This window comes from Pseudomonas migulae, assembly GCF_024169315.1.
In the GTDB taxonomy this organism is placed as follows: domain Bacteria; phylum Pseudomonadota; class Gammaproteobacteria; order Pseudomonadales; family Pseudomonadaceae; genus Aquipseudomonas; species Aquipseudomonas migulae_B.
Genome location: NZ_JALJWR010000001.1, coordinates 5,788,336 through 5,810,862, shown reverse-complemented (window position 1 = coordinate 5,810,862; position 22,527 = coordinate 5,788,336). Strand labels below are relative to the sequence as shown.

Genomic DNA, 22,527 nt, shown 5'->3' with positions numbered 1-22,527 from the left:
TTCTTGGTCACCCGGCGATATCGCGGATGGCGATCTCACTCATGATGCGTTCCAGCACCTGGTCGATGGATAATTCCGTGGAATCCAGCTGTATGGCGTCAGCCGCCGGCTTGAGCGGGGCTACCGCTCGCTGGGTGTCACGCTCATCGCGTGCACGTATCTCATCTAGCAGACTCGACAGACTAACACCATCGACTTTGCCCTTCAACTGCAAGTATCGACGGCGCGCACGCTCCTCGGCACTGGCGGTCAGGAATATCTTCAGCGGTGCATCAGGAAAAACGACAGTGCCCATGTCGCGGCCATCGGCCACCAGACCCGGTGCTTCCTGGAACGCGCGCTGGCGCTGCAACAGCGCTTCGCGCACGGCGGGCAAGGCCGCGACCTGGGAAGCGCCGGAACCAATGCTTTCGGTGCGGATGACGTCGCTGACTTCATCCCCCTCAAGAATGATGCGCTGCAACTGACCGTCGGTCGCCGCGATGAACTGCACATCCAGATGAGCGGCAAGCTTTTTCAGCAGCTCTTCGTTGGTCAGGTCGACGCCATGGTTATGCGCGGCAAACGCCAGCAAACGATAAAGCGCACCGGAATCCAACAGATTCCAGCCCAGACGCTTGGCCAGGATCCCGGCTACAGTGCCCTTGCCAGAGCCGCTTGGCCCATCAATGGTGATGACCGGTGCAATGATTTTCACGACTGAGCCTCTTGTGCAACACGGATACCGACCTGAGCGCACAGCGCCAGGAAGTTCGGGAACGAGGTCGCGACGTTGGCGCAATCATGGATGCGGATCGGTGCAGTGGCGCGCAGTGAGGCCACGCTGAAGGCCATGGCAATCCGGTGATCGCCGTGACCGTGCACTTCGCCGCCGCCGATCAGGCCGCCGTCGATAATGATGCCGTCCGGGGTCGGTTCGCATTTGACACCCAGTGCCAGCAAGCCATCGGCCATGACCTGGATCCGGTCCGACTCCTTGACTCGCAGTTCTTCCGCACCGCGCAGGATGGTCCGTCCTTCAGCGCACGCCGCCGCCACGAACAGCACCGGGAACTCGTCGATGGCCAGCGGCACCAGCGCTTCGGGAATCTCGATACCTTTGAGTTTAGCTGCACGAACGCGCAGGTCCGCTACCGGCTCGCCGCCGACTTCACGCTGGTTTTCCAGGGTGATGTCAGCGCCCATCAGGCGCAGGATGTCGATTACGCCGGTACGGGTCGGGTTGATGCCGACGTGTTCGAGCACCAGCTCGGAACCTTCGGCGATCGACGCCGCCACCAGGAAGAACGCCGAGGACGAAATATCGCCCGGCACTTCAATGTGGGTCGCGGTCAGCTTGTGCCCGGACTCGACCGACGCCGTTGCGCCGTTGACGGTGACCGGGTAGCCGAAGCCGCGCAGCATGCGCTCGGTGTGGTCGCGGGTTGGCGCAGGCTCGGTGACCGTGGTCTTGCCATCGGCGTACAGGCCCGCCAGCAGCAGGCAGGATTTAACCTGGGCGCTGGCCATCGGCATGGTGTAGGTCAGGCCTTTGAGCTTGTTGCCGCCACGGATGATCATCGGCGGACGACCTTCTGCAGCGGTCTCGATCACGGCGCCCATTTCACGCAACGGATTGGCCACGCGATTCATCGGACGCTTGGAAAGCGAGGCGTCACCGGTCAGGGTGCTGTCGAAGTTCTGCGCAGCCAGCAGGCCAGACAGCAGACGCATCGAGGTGCCGGAGTTGCCCAGATAGATCGGGCCCGGCGCAGGCTTCAGGCCATGCAGGCCGACGCCGTGGATGGTCACGCGCCCGTGGTGCGGACCTTCGATCACGACACCCATGTCGCGGAAGGCCTGCAAGGTCGCCAGAGCGTCTTCGCCCTCGAGGAAGCCTTCGACTTCGGTGACGCCTTCGGCAAGGGAGCCGAGCATGATCGAGCGGTGGGAAATCGATTTGTCGCCCGGTACACGAATCCGCCCAGTCAGGCGGCCACCAGGTTGTGCCAGGAAAATCAGGTCGTTGGAGTTCATAGCGTCCACATAAGCCCGGCGGGCCAGGATTTTACTGAAATGTTCGCGGGCAACCCGGGCGCGCGTGAACACGCCCAGCAATTGATGCCCATCCCCTGCATCGACCGCGTCGCGCAAGGCGTCGAGGTCGCTGCGAAATGTATCGAGTGTGCGCAGGACAGCTTCGCGGTTGGCGAGGAAGATGTCGTGCCACATGACCGGGTCGCTTCCCGCGATTCTTGTGAAATCGCGGAAACCGCCGGCAGCGTAACGGAAGATCTCAAGGTTTTCATTGCGCTTGGCCAATGAATCGACCAATCCGAACGCCAGCAAGTGCGGCAAATGGCTGGTCGCCGCCAACACTTCGTCGTGGCGCTCGACCTGCATGTGCTCGACATCGGCGCCCAGTTCGCGCCACAAACGGTCGACCACTGCCAGGGCTGCCGGATCGGTTTGATCCAGCGGTGTCAGAATCACTTTATGACGACGAAACAGTTCGGCGTTGGAGGCTTCCACCCCGCTCTGCTCGGAACCGGCAATCGGATGACCCGGCACGAAACGCGCCGGCATGCCGCCAAACGCTTCAGTCGCGGCACGCACGACATTGCCTTTGGCGCTGCCGACATCGGTCAGAATCGCTTGCCCAAGGTCCATGCCGGCCAGGCGCCCAAGCATTTTTTCCATGGCAAGGATCGGCACGGCCAACTGAATCACGTCGGCGCCCTGACAAGCGACCGTCAGGTCTTCTTCGCAGCGATCGACCACACCCAACTCCACCGCGAGCTTGCGCGACTGCGGGTCGAGATCGACGCCAACCACCTCGCGGCACAGGCCGCTTTCACGCAAACCCTTGGCAAACGAACCGCCGATCAACCCCAGACCGACCACCACCAGGCGACCGATCACAGGTTCAGCAGATTGCAGAGCAGTGACATCAACCACGAGCCAGAACCTTGGTCAGCGCCTCGAGGAAGCGGCTGTTTTCCGCCGGCAGGCCGATGGTGATGCGCAGGTGGTTCGGCATGCCGTAGTTGGCCACAGGACGCACGATCACGCCTTCACGCAGCAAGCCCTGGAACACCGGAGCCGCTTCGCGCGCCAGATCAACGCAGATGAAATTGCCTTTGGATGGAATCCAGCTCAGCCCCAGCTCGCGGAAACCCGCTTCCAGTTGCTGCATGCCGGTTTCGTTCAGGCGACGGCTTTCAGCCAGGTATTCGGTATCTTGCAGTGCAGCGCAAGCAGCGGCCAGGGCCAGGCTGTTGACGTTGAACGGCTGGCGTACACGGTTCAGCACATCGGCAACCACGGCGGTGGACAAGCCATAACCGACCCGCAGCGCCGCCAGGCCGTAGGCCTTGGAGAAGGTGCGCGAGACCAGCAAATTCGGGTAGGCCGCCAGGTAGTCGAGACCATCCGGCAGATCGCTGCCTTCGGCGTATTCGATGTAAGCCTCGTCCAGCACCACCAGCACGTGTTCCGGAACGTCCTGCAGGAACTCGTCCAGCGCTTCGGCGCCAAACCAGGTTCCGGTCGGGTTGTTCGGGTTGGCGATGAAGACCACGCGGGTATCGGCGTCGATGGCAGCCAGCATGGCCGACAGATCATGACCCCAGTCTTTGGCCGGAATCACTTTCGCGGCAGCGCCGACGGCTTGCGTGACGATCGGATAGACCGCAAACGCGTGCTCGCTGAACACCGCGTTCAGGCCCGGAGCCAGATAAGCGCGAGCGACCAGCTCCAGAATGTCGTTGGAGCCATTGCCCAGCGTCACCTGATTCAGCTCGACGCGGCACTGGTCGGCCAGCAGGGTCTTGAGCGCAAAACCGTTGCCATCCGGATAACGGGTCAGTTCGGCCAGTTCTTCACGAATCGCCGCCAGCGCCTTCGGACTGGCGCCCAACGGGTTTTCGTTACTGGCCAGCTTGACGATGCTGGCCGGATCGATATTCAGCTCGCGCGCCAGTTCGTCCACAGGCTTGCCCGGAACGTAAGGCGAAAGTTGTTGCACGCCTGGCTGTGCCAGAGCGAGGAAGTTGCCACTCATTTGCTACCCCTTAGAGAACTGCTTTCGGGTAGGAACCCAACACTTTAAGTGCCACTGCTTCCTGACTGATTTTTTCCAGCACACCTTTGACCAGCGGATCACGGTGGTGGCCGACGAAGTCGATGAAGAACACGTAGGTCCATTTACCGCTGCGCGAAGGACGCGTCTCGATTCGCGTCAGGTCGATCCCGTTGTCGTGGAACGGCACCAGCAACTCGTGAAGCGCACCGGGTTTGTTGCTCATCGACACAATGATCGACGTCTTGTCGTCGCCGGTCGGCGGCACTTCCTGGCTGCCGATCATCAGGAATCGCGTGGAGTTGTCCGGGCGATCCTCGATTTTCTCGGCCAGACGGGTCAGCCCGTACAAGCCTGCCGCCATGTCGCCGGCAATGGCCGCCGAGTTCCACTCACCCTTGACCCGCTTCGCTGCTTCGGCGTTGCTCGAAACCGCCACGCGCTCGACATTCGGGTAGTGTGCGTCCAGCCACTTGCGGCACTGGGCCAGCGATTGGGCATGGGAATAGATGCGGCTGATGCTGTCGGTCTTGGTGTTTTCACCGACCAGCAAGTGGTGGTGAATCCGCAACTCGACTTCGCCACAGATGACCATGTCGTGTTCGAGAAAGCTGTCGAGGGTGTGGTTGACCGCGCCCTCGGTGGAGTTTTCCACCGGGACCACGCCAAAGTTCACCGCACCGGCCGCCACTTCGCGGAACACTTCGTCGATCGCCGCCATAGGCTTGCTGATCACGGCGTGGCCGAAGTGTTTCATGGCCGCCGCTTGAGTGAAGGTACCTTCTGGGCCGAGGTAAGCCACTTTCAGCGGCTGCTCGAGGGCCAGGCACGAGGACATGATTTCGCGGAACAACCGCGCCATCTCTTCGTTGCCCAGCGGACCCTGATTGCGCTCCATCACGCGCTTGAGCACCTGAGCTTCGCGCTCAGGACGATAGAACACCGGCACTTCGCCTTCGGCCAGCGAGGCCATCTTTACTCGCGCAACTTCCTGGGCGCAGCGTGCGCGCTCACTGATCAGCTCCAGGACTTTTTCGTCCAGAGCATCAATGCGCAGGCGCAGTGCCTTGAGTTCTTGCTCAGACATTAGCCGTGTTCCTTCTCGAACTCTGCCATGTACGAAACCAGTGCGTTGACCGCAACGATGTCGACGGCGTTATAGATGGAGGCGCGCATGCCGCCCACGGAACGGTGGCCCTTGAGGTTGAGCAGGCCACGTTCGTCGGCACCGGCCAGGAATGGCTTGTCGAGACGATCGTCAGTCAGGCGGAACGGCACGTTCATCCACGAGCGGTCGGACTTGTTGATCGGGTTGCTGTACAAGCCGCTGGCGTCGATGAAGTTGTACAGCGTGCGCTGCTTCACTTCATTGAGCTTGCCGATGGCTTCGACACCACCCTGCTCTTTCAGCCACTCGAACACCAGGCCGGACAGGTACCAGGCCAGGGTTGGCGGGGTGTTGTACATCGAGCCGTTATCCGCCGCGACCTTGTAGTTGAGCATGGTCGGGCACAGGGAACGGGCATGACCCAACAGGTCTTCGCGAATGATGTTGACGACGATACCGCTCGGGCCGATGTTTTTCTGGGCGCCGGCGTAGATCATGCCGAAACGCGAAACATCGATCGGACGCGAGAGAATGTCCGAAGACATGTCGGCGACCAGCGGAACGTCACCGGTTTCCGGGACCCAATTGAATTCCAGACCGCCAATGGTTTCGTTCGGCGCGTAGTGAACGTAGGCCGCGTCTTTCGACAGCGTCCATTCGTTTTGCCCGGGAATAGCGAAATAGTCGTAAGGCTTGGCGGTAGCGGCAACGTTGACGTGACCGTAGCGCGACGCTTCTTCGATGGCTTTCTGCGACCAGATACCGGTGTCGATATAGTCGGCGGTTCGACCTTCCGGCAACAGGTTCAGAGGAATCTGAGCGAATTGCTGGCTGGCGCCACCTTGCAGGAACAGCACTTTATAGTTCGAGGGGATATTCAGCAGATCACGCAGATCCTGCTCGGCCTTGGTGGCGATGGACACGAACTCATCACTGCGATGGCTCATTTCCATGACCGAGAGGCCCTTGCCGTGCCAATCAAGGAGTTCACCCTGGGCGCGCTGCAGGACAGCTTCGGGAAGTGCCGCAGGACCGGCACAGAAGTTATAGGCTCTCTTGCTCACATCCAATCTCGCTCTGATTTGGTGGTAGTCACGCAATAAATCACAACATCAATCGACACAGAACTCATGTGGGAGCGGGCTTGCTCGCGAAAGCGGTGTTACAGACGACATCTGCGGTGAATGTCAGTCCGTATTCGCGAGCAAGCCCGCTCCCACAAGGGATCTCCATGGGTGCCGATACTTTCGTACAGGACAAACAACAAGGGGGCGAATTCTCATCCGCCCCCTGTCTGTCCGCTTATTCCTGCGGTTCTTCGTCGGCTGCGGCGTCGAGTTGCTGATCTTCGACAACGTCGTCGATCACGACTTCGCCGTCGAACACTGCACCTTCTTCGCCCTCTTCACCTTCCAGCTCCTCGCCTTCGACTTCCGACGGCTCCTGGACCCGCTCCAGACCTACCAGCGTTTCATCGCTGGCCAGCTTGATCAGGGTCACGCCCTGGGTGTTACGACCCAGGCTCGAGACTTCGTCGACACGGGTACGAACCAACGTACCTTGGTCGGAAATCAGCATGATTTCCTCGCCGTCGAGCACCTGAACCGCGCCGACCAGACGGCCGTTACGGTCGTTGCTGACCATGGCGATAACGCCCTGACCGCCACGCTTGTACTCAGGGAACTCGGTGATCGCCGTGCGCTTGCCGAAACCACGGGCCGAAGCGGTGAGGATCTGGCTGCCTTCTTCCGGGATCAGCATCGAAATCAGCTTCTGGCCTTCCGGCAGACGCATGCCGCGGACACCGCGAGCGGTACGGCCCATGGCGCGAACGTCGGTTTCCTTGAAGCGAGTCACCTTGCCACCGTCGGAGAACAGCATGACTTCGCGACTGCCATCGGTAATGGAAGCAGAAATCAGCACATCGCCTTCATCCAACTCCAGTGCGATCAGACCGACGCTGCGTTGACGGCTGAAGGATTCCAGCGGGGTCTTCTTCACGGTGCCTTTGGCGGTGGCCATGAAGATGAAGTGACCTTCGGTGTATTCCTCGACCGGCAGCATGGTGGTGATGTATTCATCACTGTCCAGCGGTAGCAGGTTGACCAGCGGACGACCACGGGCAGCGCGGGACGCTTCCGGGATTTCGTAGGTTTTCAGCCAGTACACCTTGCCTTTGCTGGAGAACAGCAGCAGCGTGGTGTGGCTGTTGGCGACCAGCAGGTGAGCGATGTAGTCCTCATCCTTCACGCCGGTAGCCGATTTGCCTTTACCGCCACGACGCTGGGCCTGGTACGCAGCCAATGGCTGGGTCTTGGCGTAGCCACCGTGGGAAATGGTCACGACGCGCTCTTCTTCCGGGATCATGTCACCCAGGGTCAGGTCGAGACGGGCATCGAGAATCTCGGTGCGACGCACGTCGCCGTATTCGGCGCGGATCACTTCCAGCTCTTCGCGGATCACTTCCATCAGGCGCGTGGCACTGCTGAGGATGCGGATCAGCTCGCCGATCTGGTTGAGGATCTCTTGATACTCGGCCAGCAGTTTTTCGTGTTCCAGACCGGTCAGGCGGTGCAGACGCAGTTCCAGAATGGCTTGCGCCTGTTCTGGCGACAGGAAGTACTTGCCTTCGCGCAGACCGTATTGCGGGTCCAGGGTCTCTGGACGGCACGAATCTGCGCCGGCGCGTTCAACCATCGCGACCACGGCAGAAGATTCCCACGCGGTCTTGATCAGCGCTTCCTTGGCTTCCGACGGCGTCGGCGAGGCCTTGATCAGGGCGATGACCGGGTCGATGTTCGACAGGGCAACCGCTTGACCTTCAAGGATGTGACCACGTTCGCGGGCTTTACGCAGTTCGAACACGGTACGACGGGTAACGACTTCGCGACGGTGACGAACGAAAGCTTCCAGCAGGTCCTTGAGGTTCAGGATCCGCGGACGGCCGTCGATCAGCGCGACGATGTTGATACCGAACACCGCTTGCAGTTGTGTCTGGGCGTAGAGGTTGTTAAGGATCACCTCAGGCACTTCACCGCGACGCAGCTCGATCACGACGCGCATACCGTCCTTGTCGGACTCGTCGCGCAGCTCGGTGATGCCTTCGAGCTTCTTCTCTTTTACCAGCTCGGCGATCTTCTCGATCAGACGGGCCTTGTTCAGCTGGTAAGGGAGTTCGGTGATGACGATCTGCTGACGGCCACCGACCTTGTCGATGTCTTCGATCATCGAGCGGGCGCGCATGTAAATACGGCCACGACCGGTGCGGTAGGCTTCGATGATGCCGGCGCGACCGTTGATGATCGCGGCGGTCGGGAAGTCCGGACCGGGGATGTATTGCATCAGCTCATCGATGGTCAACTCGGGGTTGTCGATGAGGGCCAGGCAACCGTCGATGACTTCACCGAGGTTGTGCGGCGGGATGTTGGTCGCCATGCCCACGGCGATACCGCTGGAGCCGTTGACCAGCAGGTTGGGAATACGGGTCGGCATGACCGCCGGGATCATTTCGGTGCCGTCGTAGTTCGGCACCCAGTCCACGGTTTCTTTGTGCAGGTCGGCCAGCAGCTCGTGCGCCAGCTTGGTCATGCGCACTTCGGTGTATCGCATGGCCGCGGCGTTGTCGCCGTCCACCGAACCGAAGTTGCCCTGGCCGTCTACCAGCAGGTAGCGCAGCGAGAATGGCTGCGCCATCCGAACGATGGTGTCGTACACCGCGGTATCACCGTGCGGGTGATACTTACCGATCACGTCACCGACAACACGGGCAGATTTCTTGTACGGCTTGTTGAAGTCGTTGCCCAGCTCGCTCATCGCGAACAGCACACGCCGGTGCACGGGCTTCAAGCCATCGCGCGCATCCGGCAGTGCCCGCCCGACAATTACGCTCATCGCGTAGTCGAGGTAGGACTGCTTCAGCTCGTCTTCGATATTGACCGGGAGGATTTCTTTGGCCAGTTCGCCCATGAGAAGCCTGATTCCTTTTTCTGGTGAAACTTCGTCACATCCATATGGGACGAACGAAGCTCGCCGATGCAGGCTGAGTGCCAGTGCACCGACTTACGACAAATCAACGAGTTATGCCATGGATCTGCGCAGTAAAGGCAGCCACATCGGGCTACCTTGGAAACCGCCGGATGTTATCACAAGAGCCGCCACGCACCTATCCCCCAGATGCGCATGGAGTGTAGTTAGTTGACTGGTGGCAGGCTTAACGGGGACGAGAGGGGCTTAGAGGGTTGCCGAATGCAGAATTCAGGCTGATTTATTGACTTTGCGGGCCTCATCGCGGGCAAGCCCGCTCCCGCAGGGATCATGGAATGCCCGAGATTACCAGCACAACACAAAACCCTGTGGGAGCGGCGGCGCGACGATTCGACTTGCCCGCGATGGCGATATTTCAGACACCAGAAAAGGTCAATGCAGGCGCTTGCGGCACATCAACTGCGCCATCTTCGCGGTATCCGGGCGTTCAACGATGCCTTTTTCGGTGACGATCGCATCGATCAGATCCGCCGGCGTTACGTCGAACACCGGGTTGAACGCATCGACATCCGCCCCGACCCGCTTGCCGCCGACTTCCAGCAACTCGCGGCCGTCACGTTCTTCAATCGGAATATCGTCGCCACTGGCCAGGTTCATGTCGATGGTCGAGCTGGGCGCCACCACCATGAAGCGCACGCCGTGGTGCATGGCGTTCACCGCCAGTTGATAAGTACCGATCTTGTTGGCCACGTCGCCATTGGCGGTGATCCGGTCGGCGCCGACGATGACCCAGGTGATGCCTTTGGTCTTCATGATATGGGCGGCGGCGGAGTCGGCATTGAGGGTCACGGGAATGCCTTCGTTGGCCAGTTCCCACGCCGTCAGACGCGAACCCTGCAGCCACGGACGGGTTTCGTCGGCATAAACGCGCTCGACCATGCCTTCGATGAACGCCCCGCGAATGACGCCCAGCGCGGTACCGAAGCCGCCGGTGGCCAGTGCGCCGGTGTTGCAATGGGTCAGGATCGCTTGAGCGTTACCCTGATGCTTGCGGATCAGATCCACACCCAGTTGCGCCATGGTCAGGTTGGCCTCACGATCACTTTCGTGAATGGCAATAGCCTCTGCCTCCAGCGCCGCCAGAGGGTCGGCATCACGCTTGATACGATCAAGGCGGTCACGCATGCGACTCAAGGCCCAGAACAGATTCACCGCCGTTGGACGGGAATCGGCCAGCAACGCGTAATCCTCTTCCCACGCCGCCTGCCAGTCACCGCCCTCGGCAATACGGGCGCGGGCTGACAACACCATGGCATATGCGGCACTGATGCCAATTGCCGGCGCGCCACGTACCACCATCGAGCGAATGGCCTCGGCCACGCCAGCCGCGCTGGTGTAGGCAATCCAGGTTTCCTCGAACGGCAAAACACGCTGATCCAGCAGATACAGGGCGCCATCACGCCAATCGATGGCCTTCACCTTCTCCGCAGCCAACAGTCGATCGCGCATCCCACACCCCGTACTCAGTAACAAAGCGGCCGATTATAGCGATCCACCCGCGAAGACGCTCGGGTATACTTCGCCATCCTTTACAAAAGCACTGGAACCGACTCTCGATGCCGAACACTGCCGCTGCGCTCGACCTGTTATTGCTGCCGACCTGGCTGGTACCCGTCGAACCCGCTGGCGTTGTCCTCAAAGAGCATGGCCTGGGCATTCGCGACGGGCGCATTGTCTTTATCGGCCCGCGCGCGGCTGCGCTGAAGCTTGATGCAACCGAAGTCCGCGAACTGCCGGACATGCTGCTCTGCCCCGGCCTGATCAATGCTCACGGGCATGCGGCGATGACACTGTTCCGCGGCCTGGCAGACGATCTGCCGTTGATGACCTGGCTGGAAAACCACATCTGGCCCGCCGAGGCCAAGTGGGTCGATGAAGACTTTGTACGCGATGGCACCGACCTTGCCATCGCCGAACAGATCAAAGGTGGCATCACCTGCTTCTCTGACATGTATTTCTTCCCGAAGGTTGCCAGCGAACGCGTGCATAACAGCGGCATTCGCGCGCAGATCGCGATTCCGATCCTTGATTTCCCGATCCCGGGCGCCAGCACGGCGGACGAAGCCATTCGTCAGGGCGTCGAACTGTTCAACGATCTCAAGCACCACGAACGCATCAAAGTCACCTTCGGCCCCCACGCGCCTTATACCGTAGGCGACGAAAACCTGGAGAAGATCCGGGTGATCGCCGAAGAGCTGGACGCGTCGATCCACATGCATGTCCACGAAACCGCTTTCGAAGTGCAGCAGGCGGTCGAGCAGCGCGGCGAACGCCCGTTGGCCCGACTCGCGCGCCTGGGTCTGCTGGGGCCGCGCTTCCAGGCGGTTCACATGACGCAGATCAGCGATGAAGACTTGGTAATGCTGGTAGAAAGCAACACCAATGTGATTCATTGCCCGGAGTCTAACCTGAAACTGGCCAGCGGTTTCTGCCCGGTGGAGCGGTTGTGGCAGGCGGGCGTCAACGTGGCCGTCGGCACGGATGGCGCGGCCAGCAACAATGACCTCGACCTGCTCGGCGAAACCCGCACCGCCGCATTGCTCGCGAAGGCTGTCGCCGGTTCTGCCACCGCGCTGGACGCCCATCGCGCCCTGCGCATGGCCACGCTCAACGGCGCCCGCGCCTTGGGCATCGAGGCGGAGGTCGGCTCGCTGGAACTCGGCAAAGCCGCGGACATGGTCGCGTTCGACCTTTCCGGCCTGGCGCAGCAACCGGTCTACGACCCGGTTTCGCAGCTTATATACGCCACCGGTCGCGACTGCGTGAAACACCTTTGGGTGGGTGGCAAGCAACTGCTCGACGACCGTCGCCTGACGCGTCTGGATGAAGAACAGCTTTGCGCCACGGCCAAGGCCTGGGGCCAGCGCATCAGCGGCCACACCGAATCGTAAGCCCCCCGGGGCGAACCGCCGGGGCAACAGGATTTTTCAAGTTTTAGAGGATGAACCATGAGTAACGTCGACTACGCCGAAATCGCCAAATTCGAAGCCCTGGCCCATCGCTGGTGGGACCGCGAAAGCGAATTCAAACCGCTACACGACATCAACCCGCTGCGGGTCAACTGGATTGACGAACGCGTCCACCTGGCCGGCAAGAAGGTTCTCGATGTCGGTTGCGGCGGCGGCATCCTCAGCGAAGCCATGGCTCAACGCGGCGCGACCGTGATGGGCATCGACATGGGCGAGGCGCCGCTGGCCGTCGCTCAGTTGCATCAGCTGGAATCCGGCGTGAGCGTCGAGTACCGCCAGATCACCGCCGAAGCCCTGGCCGAAGAAATGCCGGAGCAGTTCGACGTAGTCACTTGCCTGGAAATGCTCGAGCACGTGCCGGACCCGTCGTCGGTGATCCGCGCCTGCTTCAAAATGGTAAAGCCGGGCGGCCAGGTGTTCTTCTCCACCATCAACCGCAACCCGAAGGCGTACCTGTTCGCTATCGTCGGCGCCGAATACATCATGAAGCTGCTGCCGCGCGGCACCCACGACTTCAAGAAATTCATCCGCCCTTCGGAGCTCGGTGCCTGGAGCCGCATGGCCGGCCTGACGGTCAAGGACATCATCGGCCTGACCTACAACCCGCTGACCAAGCACTACAAACTGGCCTCCGACGTGGACGTCAACTACATGATCCAGACCCTGCGCGAGGAGTAAGCCGATGCGTATCAGAGCAGTCCTTTTCGACATGGACGGCACGCTGCTCGACACCGCGCCGGACTTCATTGCGATCTGTCAGGCGATGCGTGCCGATCGCGGCTTGCCGCCGATGAATGACAAACACATTCGCGACGAGATCTCCGGTGGTGCGAAGGCGATGGTCGCCGTGACCTTCTCCATGGACCCGGAATCTCCGGGCTTCGAGGAGCTGCGATTGGAGTTTCTTGAGCGCTACCTGGCAGGTTGCGCGGTGCACAGCAAATTGTTCGACGGCATGAGCGAACTGCTGGCCGACATCGAGAAAGCCAACCTGATCTGGGGCGTGGTCACCAACAAGCCATTGCGGTTTGCCGAGCCGATCATGCAGCAACTGGGGCTGGCCGAGCGTTCGGCGCTGCTGATCTGCCCGGATCACGTGAAGAACAGCAAGCCGGACCCGGAGCCGTTGATCCTCGCGTGCAAGATGCTCGACCTCGACCCGGCCAGCGTGCTGTTCGTGGGCGATGACCTGCGAGATATCGAGTCCGGCCGCGATGCCGGCACCCGGACGGCCGCCGTGACCTATGGCTACATTCATCCGGACGATAATCCGCGGCACTGGGGTGCGGATGTGGTGGTCGATCATCCGCTGGAGTTGCGCAAGGTTTTGGATAGCGCGCTCTGCAGCTGCTGATCTGATGGCTTGCCGGGAACACTGTGGCGAGGGGATTTATCCCCGTTGGGTCGCGAAGCGGCCCCCTGCAATTCCGTCAGTCACACCGAATTGTTCAGGGTTTACGACTGCTGCGCAGCCGAACGGGGATAAATCCCCTCGCCACAAAAGCCTCTCGCCAAAAGTGCGATGCCTGCCTATTGAATTGTTGTGAGGTTTTCTATGTTTGATTATTCCGCCCGCCCTGAATTGCTCAAGGACCGGGTCATTCTGGTCACCGGCGCCGGTCGCGGCATCGGCGCTGCTGCTGCGAAAACCTATGCCGCCCACGGTGCCACCGTACTGTTGCTGGGCAAGACCGAAGCCAACCTGACACAGGTCTATGACGAGATCGAGGCTGCCGGCCATCCACAACCGGCCGTGATTCCGTTCAACCTGGAAACCGCCCTGCCCCATCAATACGATGAGCTGGCGGCGATGATCGAAACCGAGTTCGGCCACCTCGACGGCTTGCTGCACAACGCATCGATCATTGGTCCGCGCACGCCGATCGAGCAACTGTCCGGCGAGAACTTCATGCGGGTCATGCAAGTCAACGTCAACGCCATGTTCATGCTCACCAGCACCCTGTTGCCGCTGTTGAAGCTGTCTCAGGACGCTTCGGTGGTGTTCACTTCCAGCAGCGTCGGCCGCAAGGGCCGTGCGTATTGGGGCGCTTACGGCGTCTCCAAATTTGCCACCGAAGGCTTGATGCAAACACTGGCCGACGAAGTCGACACCGTGGCCCCGGTACGCTCCAACAGCATCAACCCTGGCGCCACCCGCACCAGCATGCGCGCCCAGGCTTACCCCGGTGAAAACCCGCTGAACAACCCGACGCCCGAGGAGATCATGCCGGTCTACCTCTACCTGATGGGTCCGGACAGCACCGGCATCAACGGCCAGGCTTTCAACGCCCAGTAACGCCGTGCGTCGCTTTTGTGCCGTGGCGAATTTTTGTCACGGCACTCAACAAGTGCCATAACTGCGGTTTGTTTCAGTCAAACAAATGCCACCTGTTCAGGCGAATAACGCCTGAACACCGCCCAAAATATTGATTTACAAGCCTTTTAATCCAACTGAACCGAATGGCACGACTTTCGCTCTATATCTGCTCAGACACGCCGTGTGAAAGCAGACGGGCCGATGCTCGCGTCGACAGGTTACTAATCTTCGACAAAGCAGATTAGACTTGCGCCAAATGTCCTACGGGACTGATGGACCAGTACGACGCGCAGCCCAAAGCCGCTCTCACCCAGCCTGTAAGACAGCCTTACTGCTTAGGGGCGCACGCCATATGAAATCACCTTCCCAGACCAACGCAATTGACTTCGATAGCGCCAAATTGCAACGCCTGGGCTTTGGTCAACAGCCCCCGCTTCTGAAGCGGCCAGTCAGCCTTGCGCAAGTGCGCCAGCAACTGAGCCTGCAACTGCAAACCAGTCTTGAACCACAACGCATTCTCGGGCTCTTCTTCCGTGAAATTCACCGACTCGTGCCGCTCGACGCCTTGAGCTACCAGCACAAGGCCAGCGATTTGCGCCTGGAGTTCGGCCAGCGTGGTCACCACTCGATCAGCTACACCCTCAGCCATGAAGGCGAGCACCTGGGCGAACTGGTCTTCCGCCGCAACCAGCGTTTCAGCGAGGAGGAACAGGGCAACCTCGAGTCGCTGCTGTCCACATTGCTGTACCCGATGCGCAATGCCCTGCTCTACCGCGCCGCCACCCAAAGCGCCTTGCGCGATCCCCTCACGGACACCGGCAATCGCATTGCCATGGACCAGACGCTGCAACGGGAAATCGACATGTCGCGTCGGCATCTGCAACCCCTGTCGCTGCTGATGCTGGACATCGATCACTTCAAACACATCAACGACACCCATGGCCACAGTGCCGGCGATGACGTGCTCAAGGCGGTTGCCGCTTCGATCAAAAGCCAGCTGCGCAACGTCGACATGGTGTTTCGCTATGGCGGCGAAGAGTTCCTGATTCTGCTGTCCAACACCGGCCGCGAGGCCGCGGCCATGGTCGGCGAGCGACTGCGGTTTGCCGCGCAGGCCGAGGATTATCTGGCCGATGGCAAGCTGATCGAACTGACCGTCAGTCTCGGCTGTTCGACCCTGCTGCCCGGCGAGTCAGCCGAAAGCCTGTTGCGACGGGCCGACAGCGCGCTGTATGTGGCCAAGCGTGAAGGACGCAACCGATTGGCGATGGCGGGCTGAACACTCGCCGACGGGCTCGCAAGCGTAGCGGCCCGCATCGACAGGAATCAGCGCGCAGCGCCACGCAACTCCCCGACCAACCCTTGCAGCCTGGCGGGCTCTGCCGCCTCGACCGCCACCGCTGGCCCCGCCACCAGGGTCACCCGCGACCACAACCGACGGAATACGCCTTTGTCGGGATCGCGACTGAAGAAACTCCCCCACAGCCCCTGCAATGCCAACGGAATCACTGGCACCGGCGTCTCTTCGAGAATCCGCGTCAGCCCGCCCTTGAATTCGTTGATCTCGCCATCGGCGGTCAATTTGCCTTCAGGGAAGATGCACACCAGCTCACCGTCCTTCAGGTATTGAGCGATGCGCGTGAAGGCTTTTTCGTAGATCTGAATGTCTTCCTGACGTCCCGCGATAGGAATCGTCCCGGCCGTGCGAAAGATGAAGTTCAGCACCGGCAGGTTGTAGATCTTGTAATACATCACAAAGCGAATCGGCCGACGTACCGCGCCGCCAATCAGCAACGCGTCGACAAAGGACACGTGATTGCACACCAGCAACGCCGCGCCTTCATCCGGAATCGCCTCCAGATTGCGATGCTCCACGCGGTACATGGAATGGCTGAGCAGCCAGATCATGAAGCGCATGCTGAACTCGGGGACGATTTTGAAGATGTAGGCGTTGACGCCGATGTTCAGCAGCGACACCACCAGGAACAGGTGCGGGATCGACAATTCGGCCAGGCTCAGCAACACGATCGAAACAATCGCGGAGACCACCATGAACAGCGCGTTGAGGATGTTGTTGGCGGCGATCACTCGCGCCCGCTCGTTCTCCGGGGTGCGTGACTGGATCAGCGCGTACAGCGGCACAATGTAGAAACCGCCGAAAACCCCGAGACCGAGAATGTCGATCAATACCAGCCAGGTATGACCAAAGCCGAGAATCTCGATCCAGCCATGGCCGTTGACGCTGTCGGGAATTCCACCGGAATGCCACCACAGCAGCAAGCCGAACACCGTCAGACCGAATGAGCCGAATGGCACCAGACCGATCTCGACTTTCCGTCCGGAGAGTTTTTCGCAGAGCAGCGAACCCAGTGCGATACCCACCGAGAACACGGTGAGAATCAGCGTCACCACGGTTTCGTCGCCGTGCATCCACTCCTTGGCATAGGCCGGGATTTGCGTCAGGTAAATCGCCCCGACAAACCAGAACCATGAGTTGCCGACAATCGAGCGCGACACCGCCGGGGTTTGCCCCAGGCCCAGTTTCAAGGTGGCCCAGGATTGACTGAAGATGTTCCAGTTCAGGCGCATTTCCGGCGATGAGGCCGCCGCGCGGGGAATGCTGCGACTGGCCAGATAACCCAGCACGGCAATGCCGATGATCGCCGTGGACACGATGGGCGCGTAATGCGCGGACGACATCATGATCCCGGCGCCGATGGTCCCGGCGAGGATGGCCAGGAAGGTGCCCATTTCCACCAGACCGTTGCCGCCCACCAATTCTTCTTCGTGCAAGGCCTGGGGCAGGATCGAGTATTTCACCGGCCCGAACAGCGCCGAGTGGGTGCCCATGGCGAACAGCGCCAGCAGCATCAGCGACAGGTGATCGAAGACAAATCCGACTGCGCCGACCGCCATGATGACGATCTCTCCGAGCTTGATCAGGCGAATCAGCGCGTCCTTGGCGAACTTCTCGCCGAACTGCCCGGCCAGCGCCGAAAACAGAAAGAACGGCAGGATAAACAGCAGCGCGCACAGATTGACCCAGATCGAACGATCACCCTCGATGGTCAACTTGTACAGAATGGCGAGGATCAGCGACTGCTTGAAAACGTTGTCGTTGAACGCCCCGAGGGACTGGGTCACGAAAAACGGCAGGAAGCGCCGGGTGCGAAGCAGGCTGAACTGTGAGGGGTGACTCATCTTCCGTGTTCCTGAATTTGGGTAGAGAGTGGCGTGGATACTATTGTTGGAATGTCGATCGTCGATCCAGGCCACACCTTACCTAATCTTTGCAGGTTATTTGTTTAATCCTGCAATGCACGGCGAGACAAACAACTCGCCCCGCCATGCGCCCTGCACCGTGCGTTTGGCGACGATCAGCCACATCACCGCCAGCATCGCCACCAGCACACAGCCAAAGGCACTGAAAAACGTCAGGTTCAAGGTGCTGGCCAGTTTCAACGTTGCCAGAGAATAGACGCCCAGCGGAAAGGTGAACCCCCACCAGCCGAGGTTGAAGGGGATACCGGCGCGCAGGTAACGGCCGGTGATCAACAACGCGATCAGCATCCACCACAGACCGAAGCCCCACAAAGTGATCCCGGCCACCAGCCCCAGCCCGGCGGCGATGTCACCGATACCCGGCAAACCGTTGGCGGCAAAGATCGCCGGCGCGTCAGCCCCCAGCAGCAACATGCCCAGCGCCCCGGTGCCAATCGGGCCGAGCGCCAGCCAGCTCGAAGCGGCCATGTTTTCGTGGGGCAATTTATGCAGCGCCATGCGCAGCAACAGGATCGTCAGAATGCTGAACGCCACCGGCAGGGAAAATGCCCAAAGCACATAGCTGGTAACCAGAACCACCAGTTGTGAATGGGTGTCGGCCAGATGCGGCGCCAACAGGCCACCGCTGGCAGCCGCCACTTCCGCAGCCACCACCGGCAACAGCCAAACAGCAGTCATCTGATCGATGCTGTGTTCCTGGCGGGTGAACATCATGTAAGGAATCAGCACACCGCAGGCCAGCGACATCGCCACATCCAGCCACCACAGCACTTCGGCAACATGAATCACACCTTCGCCCCAGCGCGGCAGCCCGAACACTAGAAAACCGTTGATGATCGTCGCCAGCCCCATGGGAATGGTGCCGAAGAACATCGATACCGTGGAATGGCCGAAAATTCGCCGCGCCTCATCGAAAAACAGTACCCAACGTGCCGCGTACAGCGCCGTGAATAAAGCGAACAGAAAGATATTGAACAACCAGAGGGATTCGGCAACGGCGTGCAAACCCGGGTTTGCGATCGGCAGCTGCGCCAAGGCCAGCGCTAAAACGCCGGTGCCCATGGTCGCGGCGAACCAGTTCGGGGTGAACTGACGAATCACCTCGCGCGGATGCTGCAAATGACTGAAGGGTTTGATGCCGGGTCTGGCGGTATTAGGGCATGTCATGATCGAACTCCTGTCCTCTGTTGAGGTGGAGTCCATGGTAGATCCGAATCGAATATCGATATAACGGGTAATATCTCTAACTGTTATCTGTTTCGTAGATATAGCCGTCAGACGCTACCTTCCGATTCGATCACCAATATCCTCGCCACACCCAGCGGATGCGCCACATGCTCGGTGCCCACGGAGGCGTAAAAGATATCGCCTACGCTCAACAGCACCTCTTGCTCCAGACCCTCTTCGCGGTAGCGCATCTGCACCTGCCCATCAAGCACGACGAACACTTCCTCGCCGTCATTGACGTGCCATTTGTAGGGCTGATCGGTCCAGTGCAAACGGGTGGTGATGCCATTCATGTTGGCGATATCGAGCGCGCCCCAGGCACGGTCAGCGGTGAAGGATTGGCTGCGGATGATTTTCATGGGCGGTCCGTCGAGATGAAGGGCGGTGCCAAGGCTAACCCAAAGTGGCGAACAGCTGCGCCAGCCAATCGATAAATACCCGGACTCGGTTACTCAGGTGTCGATTCGGCGGATACAGTACGTGAAACGGATAACGAGGTGGCCGCCAGTCCTGAAGAATCGGCACCAGCTCCCCACGTTCGATGTGCGGCTGCACCGTATAGGTGAAGGTGTGAATGACGCCGAGCCCGGCCAGTCCGGAAGCCAAGTGCGCATTGCTTTCGTTGACGCTGAACAGGCCCTGCCCGCGGATCTCGAATTTTTCTCCGCTGCGTTCGAACCGCGCCGGCATTACCCGTCCGCTGCGGGCCGAGTGATAGCTGATCAGGCGATGATTTTTCTCCAGGTCGCGCGGATCGGTCGGCGTGCCGAATCGCTCGAGATAGCCCGGCGTTGCGCAGGTGGTCCACGACGACAGCCCCAACGGCCGCGCAGCCATGGAGAGTTCGGTCAATGGCCCGCCGCGGATCACACAGTCGACGTTCTCTCTGATCAAATCCACCGGCCGATCACTGACACCCAACTCGATCTGAATGTCCGGATACCGGGCATAGAAATCCGGCAACGCGGGGATAATCAGGATCGTCGCTACCGAGCCGCCGACATCGACGCGAATCTTGCCGCGCGGGTGGCCCTGGGCGCTGGCGAAACTGTTGTCCAGATCATCCAGTTCCACCAGCAACTGCAGAGCGCGCTCGTAATAGGCCATGCCGTCCGCCGTCACCGTGAGTCGGCGGGTAGTGCGCTGCAACAGCCTCGCACCCAAGTGTTCTTCCAGTTCGGCTACCAGTTTGCTGACCGAGGTTTTCGGCATGTTCAACGAGTCGGCGGCCCTGGTGAACGAACCGGCCTGCACAACGCGGGCGAAAACGCGCATGGCCAACAATTGATTCATGGCAAAAAACTCAAGTGACGAATCCTGAGTATTGTCCACAACCATGTACAAACAAACCTGATTCTGATGATTTTTCCGCAGAATCTTCCGGCATAGAGTCTGTTCAACGGCGCACGACATCGCCAAAAACTTCCTACATGACTCAGCGGAGATTCACACCATGAGCAGTACTCTCAAAGGCAAGGTTGCACTGATCACTGGCGGCACCACCGGCATCGGCCTCGCGTCGGCGCAAGCATTCGTCGATCAGGGCGCCACGGTGTTCATCACCGGTCGCCGCCAGGCCGAACTGGATGCCGCGGTCAGCGCCATTGGTCACAACGTTACCGGGATTCAGGGCGACGTCTCGAACCTTGCGGACCTGGACCGGATCTTCGAAGTGATCAAGGCACAAGCCGGCTATCTGGATATCGTTTTCGCCAATGCGGGCGGCGGCGACATGCTGGCGCTTGGCGCGATCACCGAAGAACACTTCGACCGGATTTTCAGCATCAACGTCAAAGGCCTGCTGTTCACCGTGCAGAAATCCCTGGCACTGCTCAAGGACGGCGGTTCGGTGATCCTCACCGCGTCCACGACCGCTACCAAAGGCACGGAAAATTTCAGCGTTTATAGCGCCAGCAAAGCCGCCGTGCGCAACTTCGCCCGCTCGTGGTTGCTGGATTTGAAAACCCGCAGGATTCGCGTCAATGTCATCAGCCCCGGCCCGATCCACACGCCGGGCCTGACCGAGCTCGCCCCTGAAGATCAGCGGCAAGGCTTGCTGGATTACCTGGCTGGCCAGGTTCCGATCGGCCGCCTGGGAACGCCGTCCGAAGTGGGCAAAGCGGCGGTGTTCCTGGCGTCGGATGACAGCAGTTTCATCAACGGGATCGAGTTGTTTGTGGATGGTGGGTTCGCACAGATCTGATCTGTGCACGTACGAGAGCGGCGCCTTGCAAGGCGCCGCTTTTTTATGGGTGACCGCTGGCGCTGCACACTGCCGCGGACTGTTGACGCAGCAACGCCAGTAACGCACCGACAGACAGGACAATCAGCACCGCGCCATAGCCATCGGTGGTGGTCACCAGGCCAAACGTCCGCGCCAGGCTCCCTGCCAGCAACGACGGCAGACAGAACGCCAGGTAACTCAGCACATAAAACGCCGACATCAACCCTGCCCGCTCATGAGGCAGCGCCAGTGGTACCAGGCTGCGCACCGCTCCGAGGAAACCGGCGCCGAATCCGCAACCGGCCACCAGTGTGCCAAGGAGAAACAAGGTCAGGCTGGCACTGTGCACGCCCAGTAACAGCAACACGATGCCCGTTGGCAGGAAGGTGCCACCCAACAGCAGCGCCTTCGCGGCGGGTTGATTGCGCAAGGTGAAGATCGTCAGCGCGCCGGTCAGTGTCAACGCCGCGACTGCCACTCCACCCATCAGATTCGAGGTTGAGCCGGTGGCCGTGCGTAACAGCGAGGGGGCGAGCGAGGCAAAAAAACCGCCGAGCGCCCAGGTCGAGATATTCAGCGGCAACACCCGCCACAAGGTGGCCCGTGCCTGGATCGGCACATGCAGGGTCGGACGCAACGAGGCCCATGCGCCCGGTTGCGGACTGACGCTTTCCGGCAGCCGCCAGACGTACAGCGCCTGCATCAAAAACAGCGCGAGCAACACCCAATAGGTCAACTGCAACGGCAGCGGCGCAAACTCGGCCAGCAAGCCGCAGCCCATGCCGCCAATCGCCATGCCGAGCAGCGGTGCAACGCTGTTGACCAGCGGCCCCTGCTGGCGATCGGTGTCCAGCAGCGCAGCACTCAATACGGCGGTGGCCATCCCGGTGGCAAACCCCTGAAGCACCCGTGCACTGATCAGCCACGCCACACTGTCAGCATTGATAAACAGCAGCATCGCCAGCAGGTTCAGTATGACGGCCGTGAAAATAACCGGCTTGCGCCCCAGATGATCCGAAAGCGAACCGACCGTCAGCAGCGCCGCCAGCAAACTGATGGCGTACACACCAAAAATCACGGTCAGGGTCGCTGCCGAGAATTGCAGTTGCTCCTGATACAAGTGATACAACGGCGTCGGCGCCGTGGAAGCGGCGAGAAAACTGAGTAAAGTGATCGCCAGAAACCACAGGCTTGAACGCTTGGAAGCTGAATTCGACATGTGCACACTCCGCAAAAGCTAATTTTTCGCTTTTGCGGAGTGTGCTACTCGCTAGCGCTTAAAGCAAATTCTTTGTG

The 22,527-nt window shown here is 60.3% G+C and carries 18 protein-coding genes; 6 read left to right on the top strand and 12 right to left on the bottom strand.

What is annotated here, in order from left to right:
- Window positions 1-7 precede the first annotated feature (7 nt).
- The 7 genes from cmk to mtnA all read right to left on the bottom strand — a co-directional run bounded on the left by cmk (window position 8) and on the right by mtnA (window position 10,661).
- Window positions 8-697: a (d)CMP kinase gene (gene cmk / locus J2Y86_RS26670; RefSeq protein ID WP_017337300.1), complete on the bottom strand. Its 690-nt coding sequence runs from the start codon at window positions 695-697 to the stop codon at window positions 8-10.
- Window positions 694-2,901 (bottom strand): bifunctional prephenate dehydrogenase/3-phosphoshikimate 1-carboxyvinyltransferase, encoded by a 2,208-nt coding sequence (locus J2Y86_RS26665; protein WP_253440438.1) that lies wholly within the window; start codon window positions 2,899-2,901, stop codon window positions 694-696. The genes cmk and J2Y86_RS26665 overlap by 4 nt, the downstream gene beginning before the upstream one ends.
- 28 nt (window positions 2,902-2,929) lie before the next feature.
- Entirely contained in the window at window positions 2,930-4,042 is a 1,113-nt protein-coding gene (hisC, locus tag J2Y86_RS26660; protein ID WP_253438551.1) for a histidinol-phosphate transaminase, read from the bottom strand.
- Window positions 4,043-4,052: 10 nt separating this feature from the next.
- Complete coding sequence (gene pheA, locus J2Y86_RS26655; RefSeq protein ID WP_007899727.1) at window positions 4,053-5,147, bottom strand: prephenate dehydratase; 1,095 nt, start codon at window positions 5,145-5,147, stop codon at window positions 4,053-4,055.
- Window positions 5,147-6,232, bottom strand: coding sequence for a 3-phosphoserine/phosphohydroxythreonine transaminase (gene serC / locus J2Y86_RS26650; RefSeq protein ID WP_253438547.1), 1,086 nt, complete (start codon window positions 6,230-6,232; stop codon window positions 5,147-5,149). The genes pheA and serC overlap by 1 nt, the downstream gene beginning before the upstream one ends.
- Before the next feature lie 238 nt (window positions 6,233-6,470).
- The gene (gyrA, locus tag J2Y86_RS26645; protein WP_253438544.1) at window positions 6,471-9,134 is read right to left on the bottom strand and encodes a DNA gyrase subunit A; all 2,664 of its coding nucleotides are present in this window, start codon (window positions 9,132-9,134) and stop codon (window positions 6,471-6,473) included.
- 450 nt (window positions 9,135-9,584) lie between these two features.
- A complete protein-coding gene (mtnA, locus tag J2Y86_RS26640; protein ID WP_253438541.1) occupies window positions 9,585-10,661 on the bottom strand; it encodes an S-methyl-5-thioribose-1-phosphate isomerase in 1,077 nt (358 codons plus the stop codon).
- 107 nt (window positions 10,662-10,768) lie between these two features.
- Between mtnA and J2Y86_RS26635 the strand changes: the two genes are divergently transcribed.
- The 5 genes from J2Y86_RS26635 (at window position 10,769) to J2Y86_RS26615 (ending at window position 15,777) form a co-directional block, all read left to right on the top strand.
- Window positions 10,769-12,103 (top strand): TRZ/ATZ family hydrolase, encoded by a 1,335-nt coding sequence (locus tag J2Y86_RS26635; protein ID WP_253438538.1) that lies wholly within the window; start codon window positions 10,769-10,771, stop codon window positions 12,101-12,103.
- A 57-nt stretch (window positions 12,104-12,160) separates the two neighbouring features.
- Window positions 12,161-12,859, top strand: coding sequence for a bifunctional 2-polyprenyl-6-hydroxyphenol methylase/3-demethylubiquinol 3-O-methyltransferase UbiG (gene ubiG / locus J2Y86_RS26630; protein ID WP_253438535.1), 699 nt, complete (start codon window positions 12,161-12,163; stop codon window positions 12,857-12,859).
- 4 nt (window positions 12,860-12,863) lie between these two features.
- Entirely contained in the window at window positions 12,864-13,535 is a 672-nt protein-coding gene (mupP, locus tag J2Y86_RS26625; protein WP_253438531.1) for an N-acetylmuramic acid 6-phosphate phosphatase MupP, read from the top strand.
- Window positions 13,536-13,736: 201 nt separating this feature from the next.
- The gene (locus tag J2Y86_RS26620) at window positions 13,737-14,477 is read left to right on the top strand and encodes a YciK family oxidoreductase (protein ID WP_008031809.1); all 741 of its coding nucleotides are present in this window, start codon (window positions 13,737-13,739) and stop codon (window positions 14,475-14,477) included.
- Between the two features lie 373 nt (window positions 14,478-14,850).
- On the top strand, window positions 14,851-15,777 hold the full coding sequence (locus J2Y86_RS26615; protein ID WP_253438528.1) for a GGDEF domain-containing protein: 927 nt from the start codon (window positions 14,851-14,853) through the stop codon (window positions 15,775-15,777).
- A 47-nt stretch (window positions 15,778-15,824) separates the two neighbouring features.
- Here the strand turns inward: J2Y86_RS26615 and J2Y86_RS26610 are convergent, their stop codons facing one another.
- The 4 genes from J2Y86_RS26610 to J2Y86_RS26595 form a co-directional block, all read right to left on the bottom strand.
- Window positions 15,825-17,699 carry an MFS transporter gene (locus tag J2Y86_RS26610; protein WP_253438525.1) on the bottom strand — a complete coding sequence of 625 codons (1,875 nt, stop codon included), beginning with the start codon at window positions 17,697-17,699 and terminating at the stop codon, window positions 15,825-15,827.
- 96 nt (window positions 17,700-17,795) lie between these two features.
- Window positions 17,796-18,947, bottom strand: a complete 1,152-nt coding sequence (locus J2Y86_RS26605; RefSeq protein ID WP_253438522.1) for a TDT family transporter — start codon at window positions 18,945-18,947, stop codon at window positions 17,796-17,798.
- A 107-nt stretch (window positions 18,948-19,054) separates the two neighbouring features.
- On the bottom strand, window positions 19,055-19,366 hold the full coding sequence (locus J2Y86_RS26600; protein ID WP_253438519.1) for a cupin domain-containing protein: 312 nt from the start codon (window positions 19,364-19,366) through the stop codon (window positions 19,055-19,057).
- Between the two features lie 34 nt (window positions 19,367-19,400).
- Complete coding sequence (locus J2Y86_RS26595; RefSeq protein WP_253438516.1) at window positions 19,401-20,300, bottom strand: LysR family transcriptional regulator; 900 nt, start codon at window positions 20,298-20,300, stop codon at window positions 19,401-19,403.
- Window positions 20,301-20,460: 160 nt separating this feature from the next.
- Between J2Y86_RS26595 and J2Y86_RS26590 the strand changes: the two genes are divergently transcribed.
- Window positions 20,461-21,210, top strand: a complete 750-nt coding sequence (locus J2Y86_RS26590) for an SDR family oxidoreductase (protein ID WP_253438513.1) — start codon at window positions 20,461-20,463, stop codon at window positions 21,208-21,210.
- Window positions 21,211-21,253: 43 nt separating this feature from the next.
- On the opposite strand, the gene J2Y86_RS26585 is transcribed toward J2Y86_RS26590, so the two are convergent.
- Window positions 21,254-22,450, bottom strand: coding sequence for an MFS transporter (locus tag J2Y86_RS26585; protein WP_253438510.1), 1,197 nt, complete (start codon window positions 22,448-22,450; stop codon window positions 21,254-21,256).
- Window positions 22,451-22,527 lie beyond the last annotated feature (77 nt).

What these genes read in the sequence shown, in the direction of transcription:
- hisC (WP_253438551.1), bottom strand. Translation starts at nt 4,042, where the DNA reads ATGAGTGGCAACTTCCTCGCTCTGGCACAGCCAGGCGTGCAACAACTT.
- J2Y86_RS26590 (WP_253438513.1), top strand. Translation starts at nt 20,461, where the DNA reads ATGAGCAGTACTCTCAAAGGCAAGGTTGCACTGATCACTGGCGGCACC.
- ubiG (WP_253438535.1), top strand. Translation starts at nt 12,161, where the DNA reads ATGAGTAACGTCGACTACGCCGAAATCGCCAAATTCGAAGCCCTGGCC.
- J2Y86_RS26585 (WP_253438510.1), bottom strand. Translation starts at nt 22,450, where the DNA reads ATGTCGAATTCAGCTTCCAAGCGTTCAAGCCTGTGGTTTCTGGCGATC.
- pheA (WP_007899727.1), bottom strand. Translation starts at nt 5,147, where the DNA reads ATGTCTGAGCAAGAACTCAAGGCACTGCGCCTGCGCATTGATGCTCTG.
- J2Y86_RS26635 (WP_253438538.1), top strand. Translation starts at nt 10,769, where the DNA reads ATGCCGAACACTGCCGCTGCGCTCGACCTGTTATTGCTGCCGACCTGG.
- mtnA (WP_253438541.1), bottom strand. Translation starts at nt 10,661, where the DNA reads ATGCGCGATCGACTGTTGGCTGCGGAGAAGGTGAAGGCCATCGATTGG.
- gyrA (WP_253438544.1), bottom strand. Translation starts at nt 9,134, where the DNA reads ATGGGCGAACTGGCCAAAGAAATCCTCCCGGTCAATATCGAAGACGAG.
- J2Y86_RS26600 (WP_253438519.1), bottom strand. Translation starts at nt 19,366, where the DNA reads ATGAAAATCATCCGCAGCCAATCCTTCACCGCTGACCGTGCCTGGGGC.
- J2Y86_RS26615 (WP_253438528.1), top strand. Translation starts at nt 14,851, where the DNA reads ATGAAATCACCTTCCCAGACCAACGCAATTGACTTCGATAGCGCCAAA.
- mupP (WP_253438531.1), top strand. Translation starts at nt 12,864, where the DNA reads ATGCGTATCAGAGCAGTCCTTTTCGACATGGACGGCACGCTGCTCGAC.
- J2Y86_RS26620 (WP_008031809.1), top strand. Translation starts at nt 13,737, where the DNA reads ATGTTTGATTATTCCGCCCGCCCTGAATTGCTCAAGGACCGGGTCATT.
- J2Y86_RS26595 (WP_253438516.1), bottom strand. Translation starts at nt 20,300, where the DNA reads ATGAATCAATTGTTGGCCATGCGCGTTTTCGCCCGCGTTGTGCAGGCC.
- J2Y86_RS26610 (WP_253438525.1), bottom strand. Translation starts at nt 17,699, where the DNA reads ATGAGTCACCCCTCACAGTTCAGCCTGCTTCGCACCCGGCGCTTCCTG.
- J2Y86_RS26605 (WP_253438522.1), bottom strand. Translation starts at nt 18,947, where the DNA reads ATGACATGCCCTAATACCGCCAGACCCGGCATCAAACCCTTCAGTCAT.